Raw genomic sequence first — 13758 nt, forward strand, 5'->3', positions numbered from 1 at the left:
CGAACCCTGGAGGCATCCCCGTGCAGCACCCCCTCGTCGTCGCCGTCGACGGTCCCGCCGGCAGCGGCAAGTCGAGCGTCTCGAAGGCGGTCGCGCGCCGTCTCGGCTACGGCTTCCTCGACACCGGTGCCGCGTACCGGGCGCTCGCCTGGCATGTAGCCCACTCGGGCGTCGACCCGGAGGACACGGCGGCGGTCGTGGCTTCCCTCGACGCCTTCGACTACGGCATCGGCACCGACCCCGACGGCTACCGGGTCCGGGTCGGCGAGCACGACGTCACCGAGGCGATCCGGGAGCCGCGGATCTCCGGCATCGTGAGCGCCGTGGCGCGCGTGCCCGAGGTGCGGGCGCACCTGATCGGCCTGTTCCGCGCCATCATCGCGGCGGAGCTCCGCCCCGGGATCGTCGTCGAGGGTCGCGACATCACGACGGTCGTCGCGCCCGACGCGCAGGTGCGGATCCTCCTCACCGCGAGCGAGGAGGTGCGGATGTCGCGACGGGCCGCCGAGCTCGCCGGGCACGACGCCGCGGCGACCGGGGCGCAGCTCCGGGCCCGCGACCGGGCCGACTCGAAGGTCGTCGACTTCCTGAACGCCGCCGAGGGCGTCACCCTCGTCGACTCGACCGAGCTGGACTTCGGCCAGACGATCGACGCCGTGATCTCGGTGATCCGCGCGGCCGACGATCGCTAGAGGAACTGCTCGAACAGCCCGAGCTCCGAGGCGGCGCTGCGGGCGAGGATGAAGCCGACGATGCCGACGATCCACGCCGTGTTCTCGCTCGCCGTGCGCTCGAGCCAGGCGGCGAGCCGCTCCAATGGCGCCTTCACGAGCGGCGCCGCGACGATCCGCAGCACGAGCAGCACGAGGGCGGGGGCGATCATCAGCAGGCAGTATCCGGCCAGCGCGCCGAAGCGCAGGGGCATGCTGAGCTCTGCCTCGGCGAGCATGCCCATCGCCACGAGGTAGGGCAGCATCGTCGCGACCTCGATGAGCCCGGCGCCGAGCGCGACGGCCATGACGGTGAGGGGCGACGTGCCGTCGGCGAGCAGCCGGTCGCGCCAGCGGGCGATCCGGCCGCCCGGGGCGGGGTCGACCGCGGCCGGCGTCGCGTCCGAGGCATCCGCCGCCCCTGCGGCAGCGTCCGGCAGCGCGCCGCCGCGCGCCGCGCTCGCCACGCGCTCGGCCGCTGCGGCCTCCCGCTTCTTCTTCGCCTGCTCGTTCGTGGGCATCGCGAAGGCGACGACGAGCAGTCCCGCCCCGAGCAGGAGCCGGATCCACAGCCCCGTCGTCGAGCTCAGGAAGCTCTGCGCCACGTCGACGAGATTCACGAGGCCGAGCATGAAGAGGATGCCGACGAGCAGGTAGAAGACGGCGATCGTCACGAGGTAGAGCAGCACCCGACTGCCGCGCAGGCGCGGCGCGAGCAGCAGGAACACCGGGATGAGCAGCGTGCCGATGCTCAGGCCGTCGACGAGGGCGAGCACCGCGAGGGTGATGGCGAGCGGTGCATCGGTCAGGAGGTCCATGCGACCAGGCTCGCGCGATCTCCGGGCGCGCGGATCGGGCGGAGGACGGAGACGCGCCGATCCGCGCCTCGTCCTTTCGGAGGAGGAGCGGCCGGCCGCGGCATGCTTCGATGGAGGCATGCAGGAGAACGACGACGGCACGGCGCTGCGCTGGGTGCGCCGGCACCGCCCGCTCGTCGACGCCGTCGGCATCGCGGCGATCAGCGCGATCGCGGCCGCCATGGGGCTGAACCAGGTCTGGGACGCGCTCAGCGTGCTCCCGGAGCCGGTCTCCCCGTGGTGGGGCTTCGCCCTGTCGATCCCCGCGTTCATCGCGGTGGCGCTCAAGCAGCGGATGCCGCGCACGGGACTCGCCGTCGCCGCCACGATCAGCGTGATCTCCCTGTTCACGGTCGGCGGCATCGGTGGCCTGATCGCCCTGCTCGACCTGCTCTGGCTCGTTACGGTGCGCGCGACGCCGGCGGCCAGACGGCGCATCCTGATCGGCTGCGGCGTCGTGATCGCGGCGTTCACCGTGCTCACGCTCGTCGTGACCGGCGAGGTGCGCATGGCCGTGCTCGTCGGCCTGCAGCTCGGCGCGCTGCTCGGCACCGACTACTGGTGGGCGACGGCGGTGGCGCAGGCGAACGAGCTCGCCGAGCTCCACCGGCGAGAGGCCGCCGAGCTCGTGCGGCACGCCGAGCGCGACCGTGACACTGCGCTGCAGCACGAGCGCGACGCGATGGCGCGCGAGCTGCACGACCTCGTCGCCGGTCACGTCTCGGCCATGGCGATCCGCGCCGAGGCGGCCCTGTCGGGTCCCCAGGACGGCGAGGGGGATCGGGCGGCGCTCCAGGCCGTGCGGGATTCGAGCCTCGAAGCGCACGAGGCCCTCCGCTCGATGATCGCCGTGCTCCGGGCAGGCGGGGGCGAGCTCGTCGTCCCACCGCGGCTCGACCGGGTGGCCGACTACGTCGATGCCGCGCGTCGCGCGGGACTCGAGGTGCGCTTCGACGGCCCCGCCGCGACCGAGCTGCCCGCGCCCGTCGAACAGCTCGCCGCACGGGTGGTGCAGGAGAGCCTCGCCAACTGCGTACGCCACGCCGCCGGGGGGCGGGTCGCCGTGTCGATCGAGACCGATGCGGGCGGACTGCTCGTGCGGGTCGACTCCCGCGACGGCCGCCCGCTGGAACGGCCGAGCCTGCCGGGCAACGGCTCCGGCCTCGCGATGCTCGCCGAGCGGGTGCGGGCGCTCGGCGGGCGCTTCGACGCGGGTCCCGTCGGCGCCGGCTGGTCGGTGCGCGCCGCGCTTCCGCTGGAGCCCGCCGCATGAGCGCGCCGCGGGTGCTCCTCGTCGACGACCACGGCGCCATCCGGGAGGCGCTGCGGATCATGCTCGAGTCGCACGGCCTCGTCGTCGTGGGCGAGGCGGCCGACGGCGAGACCGCCGTGCGGAACGCGAGCGCGCTGCGGCCGGACGTCGTGCTGATGGACCTCCGCATGCCAGGCATGGGCGGGGTCGCCGCGACCCGCGAGATCCACGAGCAGGGGCTCGCCGACGTGCTCGTGCTCACGAGCTTCGACGAGGACGAGCTCGTGTTCGGTGCGATCCGCGCCGGCGCGGCCGGCTTCCTGCTGAAGACGGCGGATGCCGCGACCCTCGTCGACGCGGTGCACCGGGTCGCGGCGGGGGAGGGTCTGCTCGATCCGCGAGTCACCAGGCGTGCGCTCGCCGCACTCGCCGGAGCGGGCGAGGGGCCGGTCGGCCTCGGCCGGGCGCGGGCCGGGGAACGCGGCGAGCCGGGGGCGCCGGCCCGGGCCGTCCCCGACGCCGCCGGACTGACCGGCCGGGAGCGTGACGTGCTCGACGGCATGGCGCTCGGCCGCTCGAACGCCGAGCTCGCCGAGGCGCTCGGCATCTCGCTGCCGACCGTGAAGACGCATGTCTCGAACGTGCTGGCGAAGCTCGGCGCCCGCAGCCGGAGTCACGCCGTCGCCATTGCGCGGGGGCTCGACGCCGGTCGCTGAGACGGTTCCATGCGGCCAGCAGGCCCCCTCGGGACGGGGTTCTGCGGGGACATCCGGCCTTCCCAGCTCGGGTACGGCAGACTAGAGGGCGCGCGATCGCGCCCACGACGTTTCCAGGAGACCCCATGAGCGACCACGACGACGAGTTCGAGGCCCACGACGACGACCTCGCCGAGCGCCTCGCCGACGTCGACGACGACCTTGCCGAGCAGCGGGCGGCCGCGCTCCGCAGCGGCCTCGACGAGTACGAACTCGACGACGAGGACCTCGACCTGCTCGAGCTCTCCGAGGAGGGCGAGGAGGGCATCCAGTACCTTCCGGCCCTGCCGGTCATCGCCATCGTCGGCCGTCCGAACGTCGGCAAGTCGGCGCTCGTGAACCGCATCCTCGGCCGCCGCGAGGCCGTCGTCGAGGACACGCCCGGCGTCACCCGCGACCGCGTCTCGTACAAGGGCGAGTGGCTCGACCGCCGCTTCACCCTCGTCGACACCGGTGGCTGGGAGCCCGACGCCAAGGGCATCGACGCCTCCGTCGCCGCGCAGGCCGAGGTCGCGATCGACCTCAGCGACGTGGTGCTCTTCGTCGTCGACGCGACCGTCGGCGCCACCTCGACCGACGAGCACGTCGTCCGTCTGCTGCGCAAGACGAAGAAGCCCGTCTTCCTCGTCGCGAACAAGGTCGACGACGCTCGCCAGGAGCCCGAGGCCGCCGCGCTGTGGAACCTCGGCCTCGGCGAGCCGCACCCCGTCTCCGCGCTGCACGGCCGCGGCGTCGCCGACCTCCTCGAGTCGGTCTTCAAGGTGCTGCCCGTGGTCTCGGCCGTCGCGAAGCAGGAGATCGGCGGGCCCCGTCGCGTCGCCATCGTCGGCCGCCCGAACGTCGGCAAGTCGAGCCTGCTGAACAAGACCGCCCGCGAGGAGCGCGTCGTCGTGAACGAGCTCGCCGGCACCACGCGCGACCCGGTCGACGAGCAGATCGAGCTCGCCGGCAAGGTGTGGCGCTTCGTCGACACCGCGGGCATCCGCCGCCGCGTGCACCTGCAGCAGGGCGCCGACTTCTACGCCTCCCTGCGCACGCAGGCGGCGCTCGAGAAGGCCGAGGTCGCGATCGTCGTGCTCGACGTCTCGCAGCCGATCTCGGAGCAGGACGTGCGCATCATCGACCTCGTGCTCGAGTCGGGCCGCGCGCTCGTGCTCGCCTACAACAAGTGGGACCTGCTCGACGACGACCGCCGCCGCTACCTCGAGCGCGAGATCGAGCAGGACATGCACCACGTCGCGTGGGCGCCCCGGGTGAACATCTCGGCGCGCACCGGCCGGCACCTCGAGAAGCTCGTGCCCGCGCTCGAGACCGCGCTCGAGTCGTGGGACACCCGCATCCCGACGGGCAAGTTCAACGCCTTCCTCACCGAGCTCACGCAGGAGCACCCGCACCCCGTGCGCGGCGGCAAGCAGCCCCGCATCCTGTTCGGCACCCAGGTCTCGACCCGGCCGCCGACCTTCGTGCTGTTCACGACCGGATTCCTCGACCCGGGGTACCGCCGCTTCATCCAGCGGCGCCTGCGCGAGATCTACGGCTTCGAGGGCAGCCCGATCGTCGTGAACATGCGCGTGCGGGAGAAGCGGCAGCGCCGCTGAGCCGGTGCGCCGTTCCCCGTCGCCGCCGCGTCGTCGCTGAGTGCGCCCGCGCATGGAGCTCACGGTCCGGGTGAAGCCCGGCAGCCGCAAGGGCCCGCTCGTGGAGCCGTCGCCGGATGATCCGGCGGCGGCGCTCACGGTCTTCGTGCGCGAGCGCGCGGTGGATGGCGCGGCGAACGCCGGGGTGATCCAGGCGCTCGCCGCGCACTTCGAGGTGCCGCGCCGCGATGTGGTGATCGTGCGCGGCGAGACGTCGCGCATCAAGCGGGTGCGGATCGAGGGGCGCTGACACCGGGTGCCCGCTGGCGTCGCCCGCGCCTGCCCGTCAGAACTCGAGCTGCATGACCGCGCGGCTCGGCGAGGGGCGACCCGCCTCGGTGAAGCCGGCTCCCGCGAACATCGACACCGTGCCGTGGAAGAGCTCGGCGGCCGACACCGTGCTCTTCGCGCTCGGGTCGACGGCGTAGGCCTCCAGCACTCGGGCGCCGTGCTCGCGCGCATAGGTGACGGCCGCCTCGGCGAGGGCGGCCCCGACGCCGCGGCGGCGGTACGCGCGGGGGACCACGAAGCAGCTGACGGCCCACACGCGCTCGTCGTCGAGCTCGGGCTGGGCCGAACCGGTGCGCACGATCGTGCTGCGGGCCACGCGCGAGAGGGCCGGGCGCGGTTCGACGGCGCACCAGCCGACGGGGGTCTCGCCGTCGTAGGCGAGGAGCCCGGGCCCCGGGCCGTCGGCCGCGAGCTGTGCCTCGAGCCGGTCGTGGAGCGTCTCTGCGCCGACCTCGCGCCAGTCGCGGCCGGGGATCTTGTACCACTGGCACCAGCAGGTGGCCGGGTCGCCCTTGGTGCCGAACACCGCCTCGACGTCGGCGAAGGGCGCTTCGTCGGCGGGGATGACGGTGAGGCTCGGATGCGTCGTCGGAATCACGGTGGCCATGTCGTCACGCTAGCGGGTGGGGCCGACAGCACGAATATCGTGAAGTGAGGTAATGATGTAGTAACATCACAGTATGGACGTCACGATTCTCGACCGGCTGCTGCAGATCGGCGAGCTGTTCCAGCACGACATGGCCCGTGCCTTCGCCGGCACCGGCCTCACGAGCGCCCGCGTGCGCGTGCTCTGGGTGCTGCAGCACGGCGGCCCCATGACGCAGCAGGCGCTCGCCGCAGCGCTCGAGGTCAGTCCGAGGAACGTCACCGGTCTCGTCGATGCGCTCGAGGCATCCGGCCATGTCCGTCGAACGCCGCACCCGAGCGACCGGCGGGCCGTGCTGGTCGAGCTCAGCGAGACCGCTCGGCGGACGATGGCGCAGATGCAGCGCGATCACGCCGAGCTGTCGGCGACGCTGCTCGACGCCGTCGAGCCGGGGGAGCGGGCCGCCGTGGAGCGCGGCGTCGCCGCGATCGCCGACCGGCTCGCCGTGCTCGTCGCCGAGGCGCGAGAGGCCGAGTCGTGAGCGGGGCGAGCTCCGGTGGCTCGAGCTCCGGCGGCCGGGTCGCCCGTCTCGGAGGGGTGCTGAAGCGCGCGCTCGTGATGGAGCTGCGCGTCTACGAGAGCCTCTGGCGCTTCGTCGCGCGGCGCCCGGCTGTCGCGCCCGGCGCCGTCGGCATCGGCTACCACAAGCCCGTGCTGACGGTGCTCTGGATCTTCATCGTGCTCTCGGCCGTCGAGATCCCGATCATCGACCTCATCGTGCATCGCTGGCCGCCGGTGCGCATCGCGATGCTCGTGCTCGGCATCTGGGGCGTGACGTGGATGCTCGGCCTGCTCTGCGCGATGCTGACCCGCCCGCACGCCGTCGGGCCGGAGGGGATCCGGGTGCGCCAGGGGCTCGAACTCGACGTGCCGCTCAGCTGGGACGACATCGCCTCCGTCGCGATCACGAAGCACGTCGACGAGCCGAAGTCGCCGCGGGTCGCCGGCGGCGTGCTCGCCGTGCGGCAGCAGGACGAGACCAACGTCGAGCTCGTGCTCGAGCGGCCGACCGCCGTCAGGCTGCCGGGCCGGGCGCCCCGTGGTGGTGCGCACGAGGTCGAGGTCGTGCGGTTCTGGGCCGACGAGCCGCGAGCGCTGCTGGACGCTGCGCGAGCGTTCCTCGTGGGGGAGCCGGCCGCGCGGCGCGACTGAGTCGCCCCGGCTCGCGCCCGCTCCGGATGCCTCGGCCGGGTGTGCACGAAGGGCCCTCCGGAACCCGCTATGATGGTCAAGTTGCCTCGGCGGAATCGCCGGAGCATCGGGCTGTGGCGCAGCTTGGTAGCGCACTTGACTGGGGGTCAAGGGGTCGCAGGTTCAAATCCTGTCAGCCCGACCGAGAAGCCCTGGTGGAATGAGTCGGTTCCGCCAGGGCTTCAGTCGTGTTCGAGTGGTCGGTCGCGACTCTCGCTGAGCCCCACGACTACGATGGACCTCCATGGCCGAAGACGACGTGCCCGCCGCCTACGGCGCGCGAGCAGCCGAGTACGTGGAGCTGTTCGGCAGCATCGACGCGGCCGCGGAAGCCGATCGAGACGCCCTTCTCGAGTGGTCGAGGACGGTGGCCGGGCCCGTTATCGACGTCGGCTGCGGGCCGGGCCAGTGGACCGCGTTCCTCGCCGAGCACGGGCTCGACATCGAGGGCATCGACCCCACGCCGGAGTTCGTCGCCGCGGCGCAGCAGCACTACCCGGCCCATCTGTTCCGGCTCGGCCGGGCCGAGGCGCTCGACGTCGGCGACGGTGCGCTCGGCGGCATCCTCTCGTGGTTCTCGCTCATCCACACCGAACCGGCCCGGATCGATCTCGCCTTCGCCGAGTTCGCGCGGGCGCTGCGGCCGGGCGGTGCGCTCGCGCTGGGCTTCTTCGAGGGGCCGCGGCTCGAACCCTTCCCGCACGCCGTCACGACCGCGTACTACTGGCCGATCGCGGAGCTCGCCGCCCGTGTCGAGCGAGCGGGGTTCACGATCGCGGACACCCGTGCCCGCACCGACCCGGGCGTCCGCCGGCAGGCGTTGATCCTCGCCGAGCGCCGGCACAGCACGCCCTGACCAGCGCGAACAAGGTGCACCGGCGCGGTCAGTGCGACCCCGCCGGCACCGTTCCGACGCCGAACTCGTTGCCGTCGGGGTCGATGAACACGGCTTTCCGCGTGCCTCCGCCGTAGTCCTCGATCTCGGTGGGCTCGACGCCCCGACCCGCCGCGGACGCCAGGAAGGCGTCGAGGTCGTCGACGAGGATGGCGGTGAGGGCGCCGCCGACGACCTCGCGCCCGATCTTCAGATAGACGAAGACGTGCTCGTCGAGCTGCCACACCGCCTCGGTGTCGTCCGGGCGGAACGAGACGTCGCGGCCGAGCAGTCGCCGGTACCAGTCGACGGACGGCTCGAGCTTGCGAACGGGGATGCCGGAGAAGAGGTCCACGGTCATGCCCGGCAGTCTAATGAGGAAGCTCCAACCGCATCCGCCCCGACGCCACGAGCGCGAACACCTCCGCGGCGCTCGCCTCGGCATCCATCCGCGTGGTGTCGACTGTGTGGCCCTGCAGCTCGCCGAGCTCGGCGAACTGGTCCCAGAGACCGAGGATCGGCTCGGCGTCCACGAGCGCGTCGGGCGCGGTGCGCTGCTGCGCTCGCCGCAGCGCGGTCTCGCGATCCGGGCGCAGCACGAGGTAGTGCACGGCGACGCCGGGATGCCGCGCCGCCTCGCGGCGGTAGTGGGGGAGCATCCAGGGGCCGACGACGCCGTCCACGATCGTCGGGAAGCCGCCCGCGGCGTACTCGAACGCCGCGGCCGCGATCGCCGCGACCACGGTCTGGTTCTGCGCGTCGGACTCCGACAGGTAGGCGGGGATCGCGCCGCGCACGATGACGTGCCAGAAGTCGTCGGTGTGCAGGTGTACGCAGCGCTCGTACCGTTCGGCGAGGAGCCTCGCCACGGTCGACTTGCCCGAGCCGGGCGAGCCGCTCAGGATGATGAGCTCAGTCATGCGTGCTCCGTTCGTTCGCGGCGGCGTCGAGTGGCTGCAGGTGTTCGAGCAAATCGAGGGCGGCCTGCATGTAGCCGCTGATCCAGCGGTCGTGGATGCGCTTGATCGGCAGGGGAGCGAGCGCGAGGTGGCGCTCCCGCCCGATCCTGCGGCCGGTCACGAGCTCGGCCTCCTCGAGCACGCGCAGGTGCTGCAACACGGTGGTGCGGTCGAGCTCGGGGAAGCGGGCGCAGAGCGCCCCGGTCGTGAGCGAGGACTCGCGCAGGGCGTCGAGCATCCGTCGCCGCACGGGCGCGGCGAGCGCCTTGAAGACGGCGTCGTCGTCCTCAGTGGGGGTGCCGGCATCCTGAGACATGTGATAAAACTACAACATGACTGAGGATGCCGCGCTGCAACGACTCGCCTTCACCGTGTCCGGCCGGGTCGCGAGACCCTGCGCCGAGGTCTACGAGGCCGTCGCCGACCCCGCCCGGCTCTCCCGCTACTTCACGACCGGCGGCGCCCGCGGCCGGCTCGACGCCGGCGCCGAGGTCAGCTGGGACTTCGCGGACTTCCCGGGCCGCTTCCCGGTCCGCGTGATCGAAGCCGAGCCGCCGCGACGCATCGTGATCGAGTGGGATGCCGCGCCGGGCACGGCCGACGGTGACGCCGCCGCGACGCGCACGACCTTCGAGTTCGAACCCGTCGACGACGACACCCGCACGCTCGTGACGATCACCGAGTCGGCGTGGAAGCTCACCGAGGGCGGCGCGAAGCACGCGTTCGGCAACTGCGAGGGGTGGACCGGCATGCTCGCGGCCCTGAAGGCCTGGGTCGAGCACGGCATCAACCTCCGCGAGGGCTTCTACCGCTGACACGGCGAACGCCCCGGCGGATCGTCGATCCGCCGGGGCGCCCGTGCTGCGAGGTCAGGCCGTCTGGCCGGCGTGGGTGCCCTCGCCGATCTCCTCGACGACCTTCGCGTTGAAGGCGGGCAGGTCGTCGGGGGTCCGGCTCGACACCAGGCCCTGATCGACGACGACCTCCTCGTCGACCCAGTTCGCGCCGGCGTTCTTGAGGTCGGTGGCGAGGCTCGGGTAGCTCGTGATCGTGCGGCCGTCGACGACGCCCGCCTCGATGAGGATCCAGGCGCCGTGGCAGATCACGCCGACGGGCTTGTGCTGCTCGAAGAAGGCGCGCGCGAAGCCGATCGAGTCGCGGTCGAGCCGCAGATGGTCGGCGTTCACCACGCCGCCCGGCAGCACGAGCGCGTCGAAGTCCTCGGCGCTCGCGGCGCCGGCCCGCAGGTCGACGCGCTGCACGTGCCCCTTCTTGCCGGTGATCTCCGAGGCATCCGGCGCGACCATCGTCGCGGTCGCCCCGGCGGCCGTCACCGCCTCCCACGGGCTCGTCAGCTCGCTGTCCTCGAATCCGTCGGTGGCCAGGAAGGCCACGCGCTGTCCGCTGAGGTGCGTCATCCGTCCGTCCTTTCGTCGGTGGTGGTCAGGGAATCCCCGGCGATCGTGTCGCGGGGACCATTCCACCCTCCGACGTCGGCGGCGCCGCGTCGAGGGGGTGGCCGATGCGGGCCGAGGATGCTACGCGCGCGCTGGCCGCCGAGGCTCAGGCGGCAGGGGCCGCCGCTGCGCGGATGACGCCGCCCAACGTTGCAGCCGCCGCGCGAATCGGCTCCTCGTGCGAGGCGACGATCGAGGCCGCGTCGCGCAGCCGCCCGTCGTCGCCGTAGCCGTCGCGGGGGATCGTCAGCTCGACGTTCGACCCGGCCAGCCGCAGCCCGATGAACTCGAGCACACCGCGTAGCTGGGCGCCGGAGAGCCCGCCGCCGTGCCCGCCATAGCTCACGATCAGCGCCGGCTTGCCGCGCCACTCCTGGAAGAGGAAATCGATCGCGTTCTTCAGCGACGCCGGGTAGCCGCCGTTGTATTGCGGCGTGACGAAGACGACGGCGTCGCTCTCGGCGACGATCCGGCTCCAGGCCTTCGTGTGCTCGCGCTGGTAGTCGCCCATCGCGGGCATGCGCGGCTCGTCGAGGAGCGGGAGGCCGAGCTCGGCGAGGTCGACGAGCTCGACTCGGGCGTCCGCCGACTCGGCGACGATCGGGGCGAGCGCCTCGGCGAGCTGGTCGCCGACGCGGATCGGGCGCACGCTCCCGACGATGAGGCGGACGAGCGGGCGTTCGGGGGATGCGGGCATCGGAGTTCCTTCGAGAGTGAGGTGGTCAGGCGGGCTCGGTCGCGGGGCGACGCACGAAGAAGGCGCCGACGACGACGAGCAGGGACAGCACGGCGCCGATGAGGAAGGCGGTCTGGATGCCGCCCGCCTCCGCCGTGACGGCGTCGGCGCCGGCGGAGCTGAGCTCGACCGTGCGCGCCGACAGGATCGTCACGAACAGCGCCGTCCCCGCGGCGCCGGCGACCTGCTGCACGGCGCCGACCGCCGCCGAGCCGTACGAGTACAGTGCGGGGGTCAGGGAGCCGAGCGCCGAGGTGAACAAGGGCGTGAACATCAGTGCGAGCCCGCTCGAGAGCAGCACGTGCGCGACGACGATGAGCCACGGCGGCGTCTCCGGGGTGAGCGTCGCGAGCGCCCAGAGCGCGGCGCTCACGACGATGCTGCCCGGCACGACGAGCGGTCGCGGACCGTAGCGGTCGAACAGCCGCCCGATCGTCGGCGCGACGAGCCCCATCACGAGGCCGCCGGGGAGCATCAGCATGCCCGTGACGACCGGCTCCAGCCCGAGCACGTTCTGGAGGTAGATCGGCAGCAGGATGAGGGTGCCGAACATCGCGGCCATCATCATCGTCATCAGCGAGATCGCGATGGTGAAGGTGCGCGAGCGGAAGATCCGCAGATCGAGCAGCGCGGCGTCGCGGCGCTGCAGCACGAGCTGGCGCCAGACGAACGCGCCGATGCTGACGGCCCCGACGCCGAGTGCCACCCACATCTGCGCGCCCGTCGCGCCGCCACTGCCGGCGGCCCCGATGAGGCTGAGGCCGTAGACGAGGCCGCCGAAGCCGAGCGCGGACAGCACGACGGAGGTGAGGTCGATGGGTGCCCGGCGCGTCTCGCCGACATTGCGGATCCGTCTCGCACCGATCACGAGCATGACGACGGCGATCGGCAGCACGAGCCAGAACAGGAAGCGCCACGAGGCGAGACTCAGGATCGCACCGGAGATCGTCGGCCCGAGGGCGGGCGCCACCGACATCACGATCGAGATGCGACCCATGAAACGCCCGCGCGAATTCGCGGGGACGAGCGTGAGGATCGTCGTCATGAGCAGCGGCATCATCATGGCGGTGCCGCCCGCCTGCACGATGCGTCCCGCGAGGAGCAGCTCGAAGCCAGGCGCGAGGCCGGCCACCAGGGTGCCGATGGAGAACAAGGTCATCGCGGCGATGAAGATCTGCCGCGTCGTGAAGCGCTGGATCAGGAAGCCCGTGATCGGAATGATGACGGCCATCGTCAGCATGAACGCGGTGGTGAGCCACTGCGCCGCGGCGATCGTGATGCCGAGGTCGACGACGAGCTGGGGGATCGCGACGCCCATGATCGTCTCGTTGAGGATCACCACGAAGGCGGCGCCGAGCATCAGCCAGATGACGCGCAGCTGCGTCGGCTCGGCCGCGGCCGTGGTCGCGGGGCCGTCGACGGCGTCGGTCGTGCTCATCCGAACACCAGCCAGCCGATGCCGACCAGGAGGGCCGCGATGCCGAGCGGCAGGCTCGGCAGGACAGGCTCGTGCCGGCGCGCGTGCAGCCGCACCGCGACCGCCATCATGATGGCGAGGCCGAAGGCCGCGACGGGGGTGAGCCACGGGGCGATGCCGGTCGCGGCGGGGAGGATCATGCCGATCGCGCCGAGCACCTCGAGCGCGCCGATGGTCTTCAGCTGCGGGGCGGTGACCTCCTCGACCCACGCCATGCGCTCGTGGACGCGCTCGCGAGGGGTCACCACCTTCATGGCTCCGGCCATGGCGAAGAGGGCGGCGAGCAGGCCGGTGACGACCCAGAGTGCGATGATCATGCGGAGGACTCCTAATAGTTACTGTGCGTGTGTAACGCACGATCTGTTACTGTATTCCGAGGAGTCCCGGCACTTCCTGGTGCGTCACGCACCCCGGTGTGCGTAACAGCGCGCGGGCGTGTCGCCACGGCGGCACCGCGCGGGGACGCCCCGAGGAGGGAGTCGGCATGACCACCGAACAGTCCGCGCGCCCGGCGTTGCGCCTGCCGCCGCTGCACCCCGACGGCGAGGGCGCCGCCTCGTGCAGCACCGACAACCCGGCCAGCCGGGTCATCCGCGAGATCCTCTCCCGCGTCGGCGACAAGTGGAGCCTGCTCGTCATCGGACTGCTGCACGACGGGCCGCTGCGCTTCACCGAGATCCAGCGTCGGGTCGACGGCATCTCCCACCGCATGCTCACGCAGACGCTCCGCAGCCTCCAGCGCGACGGGCTCGTCTCGCGCACGAGCTACGCCGAGATCCCGCCGCGCGTCGAGTACGCGGTCACCCCGCTCGGACGCTCGCTCTCCGAACCCGCGATCGCCCTGGCCGCGTGGGCGGCCGAGCACCACCGCACCATCCTCGACGCGCGCGCCGAGTTCGACGGCGACGAGGCCTGA

Annotated in this window: 19 protein-coding genes and 1 tRNA gene; 11 read left to right on the plus strand and 9 right to left on the minus strand. The window is 72.4% G+C overall.

Translation table 11 applies throughout. The features are described from left to right. Positions 1 to 20: 20 nt before the first annotated feature. Positions 21 to 692, plus strand: a complete 672-nt coding sequence (cmk, locus tag IEY71_RS17320; protein WP_189086636.1) for a (d)CMP kinase — start codon at positions 21 to 23, stop codon at positions 690 to 692. Here the strand turns inward: cmk and IEY71_RS17325 are convergent. After that, positions 689 to 1528, minus strand: a complete 840-nt coding sequence (locus IEY71_RS17325; RefSeq protein WP_189086637.1) for a GAP family protein — start codon at positions 1526 to 1528, stop codon at positions 689 to 691. The two genes, cmk and IEY71_RS17325, sit on opposite strands and share 4 nt — an antisense overlap. Before the next feature lie 118 nt (positions 1529 to 1646). Here IEY71_RS17325 and IEY71_RS17330 point away from each other — a divergent pair, with 118 nt between their 5' ends. The 4 genes from IEY71_RS17330 (at position 1647) to IEY71_RS17345 (ending at position 5461) form a co-directional block, all read left to right on the plus strand. Beyond that, positions 1647 to 2840, plus strand: coding sequence for a sensor histidine kinase (locus IEY71_RS17330; protein WP_189086638.1), 1194 nt, complete (start codon positions 1647 to 1649; stop codon positions 2838 to 2840). Then, the gene (locus IEY71_RS17335) at positions 2837 to 3535 is read left to right on the plus strand and encodes a response regulator transcription factor (RefSeq protein WP_189086639.1); all 699 of its coding nucleotides are present in this window, start codon (positions 2837 to 2839) and stop codon (positions 3533 to 3535) included. The genes IEY71_RS17330 and IEY71_RS17335 overlap by 4 nt, the downstream gene beginning before the upstream one ends. A 125-nt stretch (positions 3536 to 3660) precedes the next feature. After that, entirely contained in the window at positions 3661 to 5172 is a 1512-nt protein-coding gene (gene der / locus IEY71_RS17340) for a ribosome biogenesis GTPase Der (protein ID WP_189086640.1), read from the plus strand. A 52-nt stretch (positions 5173 to 5224) separates the two neighbouring features. Then, entirely contained in the window at positions 5225 to 5461 is a 237-nt protein-coding gene (locus IEY71_RS17345; RefSeq protein ID WP_189086641.1) for a DUF167 domain-containing protein, read from the plus strand. Between the two features lie 36 nt (positions 5462 to 5497). On the opposite strand, the gene IEY71_RS17350 is transcribed toward IEY71_RS17345, so the two are convergent. Continuing rightward, on the minus strand, positions 5498 to 6109 hold the full coding sequence (locus IEY71_RS17350) for a GNAT family N-acetyltransferase (protein ID WP_189086642.1): 612 nt from the start codon (positions 6107 to 6109) through the stop codon (positions 5498 to 5500). A 73-nt stretch (positions 6110 to 6182) separates the two neighbouring features. On the opposite strand from IEY71_RS17350, the gene IEY71_RS17355 reads away from it, so the two are divergent. The 4 genes from IEY71_RS17355 (at position 6183) to IEY71_RS17370 (ending at position 8195) form a co-directional block, all read left to right on the plus strand. Next, complete coding sequence (locus IEY71_RS17355; protein ID WP_189086643.1) at positions 6183 to 6629, plus strand: MarR family winged helix-turn-helix transcriptional regulator; 447 nt, start codon at positions 6183 to 6185, stop codon at positions 6627 to 6629. Continuing rightward, a complete protein-coding gene (locus IEY71_RS17360; RefSeq protein ID WP_189086644.1) occupies positions 6626 to 7300 on the plus strand; it encodes a hypothetical protein in 675 nt (224 codons plus the stop codon). The genes IEY71_RS17355 and IEY71_RS17360 overlap by 4 nt, the downstream gene beginning before the upstream one ends. 107 nt (positions 7301 to 7407) lie before the next feature. Further along, positions 7408 to 7481, plus strand: a tRNA-Pro gene (locus IEY71_RS17365). A gap of 102 nt (positions 7482 to 7583) precedes the next feature. Beyond that, positions 7584 to 8195, plus strand: coding sequence for a class I SAM-dependent methyltransferase (locus IEY71_RS17370; protein ID WP_189086645.1), 612 nt, complete (start codon positions 7584 to 7586; stop codon positions 8193 to 8195). Positions 8196 to 8223: 28 nt separating this feature from the next. Here IEY71_RS17370 and IEY71_RS17375 read toward each other — a convergent pair whose 3' ends face one another. The 3 genes from IEY71_RS17375 to IEY71_RS17385 are packed head-to-tail and all read right to left on the minus strand — an operon-like array spanning position 8224 to position 9488. Beyond that, complete coding sequence (locus tag IEY71_RS17375; protein ID WP_189086646.1) at positions 8224 to 8574, minus strand: VOC family protein; 351 nt, start codon at positions 8572 to 8574, stop codon at positions 8224 to 8226. 10 nt (positions 8575 to 8584) lie between these two features. After that, positions 8585 to 9133, minus strand: coding sequence for an AAA family ATPase (locus IEY71_RS17380; protein WP_189086647.1), 549 nt, complete (start codon positions 9131 to 9133; stop codon positions 8585 to 8587). Next, positions 9126 to 9488, minus strand: coding sequence for an ArsR/SmtB family transcription factor (locus IEY71_RS17385; RefSeq protein WP_189086648.1), 363 nt, complete (start codon positions 9486 to 9488; stop codon positions 9126 to 9128). Before IEY71_RS17385 ends, IEY71_RS17380 begins: the two co-directional genes overlap by 8 nt. 16 nt (positions 9489 to 9504) lie before the next feature. Here IEY71_RS17385 and IEY71_RS17390 point away from each other — a divergent pair, with 16 nt between their 5' ends. Beyond that, positions 9505 to 9987: an SRPBCC domain-containing protein gene (locus IEY71_RS17390; RefSeq protein ID WP_189086649.1), complete on the plus strand. Its 483-nt coding sequence runs from the start codon at positions 9505 to 9507 to the stop codon at positions 9985 to 9987. A gap of 54 nt (positions 9988 to 10041) precedes the next feature. On the opposite strand, the gene IEY71_RS17395 is transcribed toward IEY71_RS17390, so the two are convergent. The 4 genes from IEY71_RS17395 to IEY71_RS17410 all read right to left on the minus strand — a co-directional run bounded on the left by IEY71_RS17395 (position 10042) and on the right by IEY71_RS17410 (position 13159). After that, a complete protein-coding gene (locus IEY71_RS17395; RefSeq protein ID WP_189086650.1) occupies positions 10042 to 10590 on the minus strand; it encodes a type 1 glutamine amidotransferase domain-containing protein in 549 nt (182 codons plus the stop codon). A 145-nt stretch (positions 10591 to 10735) separates the two neighbouring features. After that, positions 10736 to 11326 carry an NADPH-dependent FMN reductase gene (locus IEY71_RS17400; protein ID WP_189086651.1) on the minus strand — a complete coding sequence of 197 codons (591 nt, stop codon included), beginning with the start codon at positions 11324 to 11326 and terminating at the stop codon, positions 10736 to 10738. A gap of 25 nt (positions 11327 to 11351) precedes the next feature. Beyond that, a complete protein-coding gene (locus IEY71_RS17405) occupies positions 11352 to 12803 on the minus strand; it encodes an MDR family MFS transporter (RefSeq protein ID WP_189086652.1) in 1452 nt (483 codons plus the stop codon). Then, entirely contained in the window at positions 12800 to 13159 is a 360-nt protein-coding gene (locus IEY71_RS17410; RefSeq protein ID WP_189086653.1) for a DoxX family protein, read from the minus strand. The genes IEY71_RS17405 and IEY71_RS17410 overlap by 4 nt, the downstream gene beginning before the upstream one ends. A 167-nt stretch (positions 13160 to 13326) precedes the next feature. Here IEY71_RS17410 and IEY71_RS17415 point away from each other — a divergent pair, with 167 nt between their 5' ends. Beyond that, positions 13327 to 13758 carry a winged helix-turn-helix transcriptional regulator gene (locus tag IEY71_RS17415; RefSeq protein WP_189086654.1) on the plus strand — a complete coding sequence of 144 codons (432 nt, stop codon included), beginning with the start codon at positions 13327 to 13329 and terminating at the stop codon, positions 13756 to 13758.

The sequence above is a fragment of the Agromyces mediolanus genome (assembly GCF_014648575.1).
Taxonomy (GTDB): domain Bacteria; phylum Actinomycetota; class Actinomycetes; order Actinomycetales; family Microbacteriaceae; genus Agromyces; species Agromyces mediolanus.

Bases quoted from the DNA above. Each gene is read 5' to 3' on its own strand.
- IEY71_RS17325 (WP_189086637.1), bottom strand. From the start codon at position 1,528: ATGGACCTCCTGACCGATGCACCGCTCGCCATCACCCTCGCGGTGCTC.
- IEY71_RS17330 (WP_189086638.1), top strand. From the start codon at position 1,647: ATGCAGGAGAACGACGACGGCACGGCGCTGCGCTGGGTGCGCCGGCAC.
- IEY71_RS17335 (WP_189086639.1), top strand. From the start codon at position 2,837: ATGAGCGCGCCGCGGGTGCTCCTCGTCGACGACCACGGCGCCATCCGG.
- der (WP_189086640.1), top strand. From the start codon at position 3,661: ATGAGCGACCACGACGACGAGTTCGAGGCCCACGACGACGACCTCGCC.
- IEY71_RS17345 (WP_189086641.1), top strand. From the start codon at position 5,225: ATGGAGCTCACGGTCCGGGTGAAGCCCGGCAGCCGCAAGGGCCCGCTC.
- IEY71_RS17350 (WP_189086642.1), bottom strand. From the start codon at position 6,109: ATGGCCACCGTGATTCCGACGACGCATCCGAGCCTCACCGTCATCCCC.
- IEY71_RS17355 (WP_189086643.1), top strand. From the start codon at position 6,183: ATGGACGTCACGATTCTCGACCGGCTGCTGCAGATCGGCGAGCTGTTC.
- IEY71_RS17370 (WP_189086645.1), top strand. From the start codon at position 7,584: ATGGCCGAAGACGACGTGCCCGCCGCCTACGGCGCGCGAGCAGCCGAG.
- IEY71_RS17375 (WP_189086646.1), bottom strand. From the start codon at position 8,574: ATGACCGTGGACCTCTTCTCCGGCATCCCCGTTCGCAAGCTCGAGCCG.
- IEY71_RS17380 (WP_189086647.1), bottom strand. From the start codon at position 9,133: ATGACTGAGCTCATCATCCTGAGCGGCTCGCCCGGCTCGGGCAAGTCG.
- IEY71_RS17385 (WP_189086648.1), bottom strand. From the start codon at position 9,488: ATGTCTCAGGATGCCGGCACCCCCACTGAGGACGACGACGCCGTCTTC.
- IEY71_RS17390 (WP_189086649.1), top strand. From the start codon at position 9,505: ATGACTGAGGATGCCGCGCTGCAACGACTCGCCTTCACCGTGTCCGGC.
- IEY71_RS17395 (WP_189086650.1), bottom strand. From the start codon at position 10,590: ATGACGCACCTCAGCGGACAGCGCGTGGCCTTCCTGGCCACCGACGGA.
- IEY71_RS17400 (WP_189086651.1), bottom strand. From the start codon at position 11,326: ATGCCCGCATCCCCCGAACGCCCGCTCGTCCGCCTCATCGTCGGGAGC.
- IEY71_RS17405 (WP_189086652.1), bottom strand. From the start codon at position 12,803: ATGAGCACGACCGACGCCGTCGACGGCCCCGCGACCACGGCCGCGGCC.
- IEY71_RS17410 (WP_189086653.1), bottom strand. From the start codon at position 13,159: ATGATCATCGCACTCTGGGTCGTCACCGGCCTGCTCGCCGCCCTCTTC.
- IEY71_RS17415 (WP_189086654.1), top strand. From the start codon at position 13,327: ATGACCACCGAACAGTCCGCGCGCCCGGCGTTGCGCCTGCCGCCGCTG.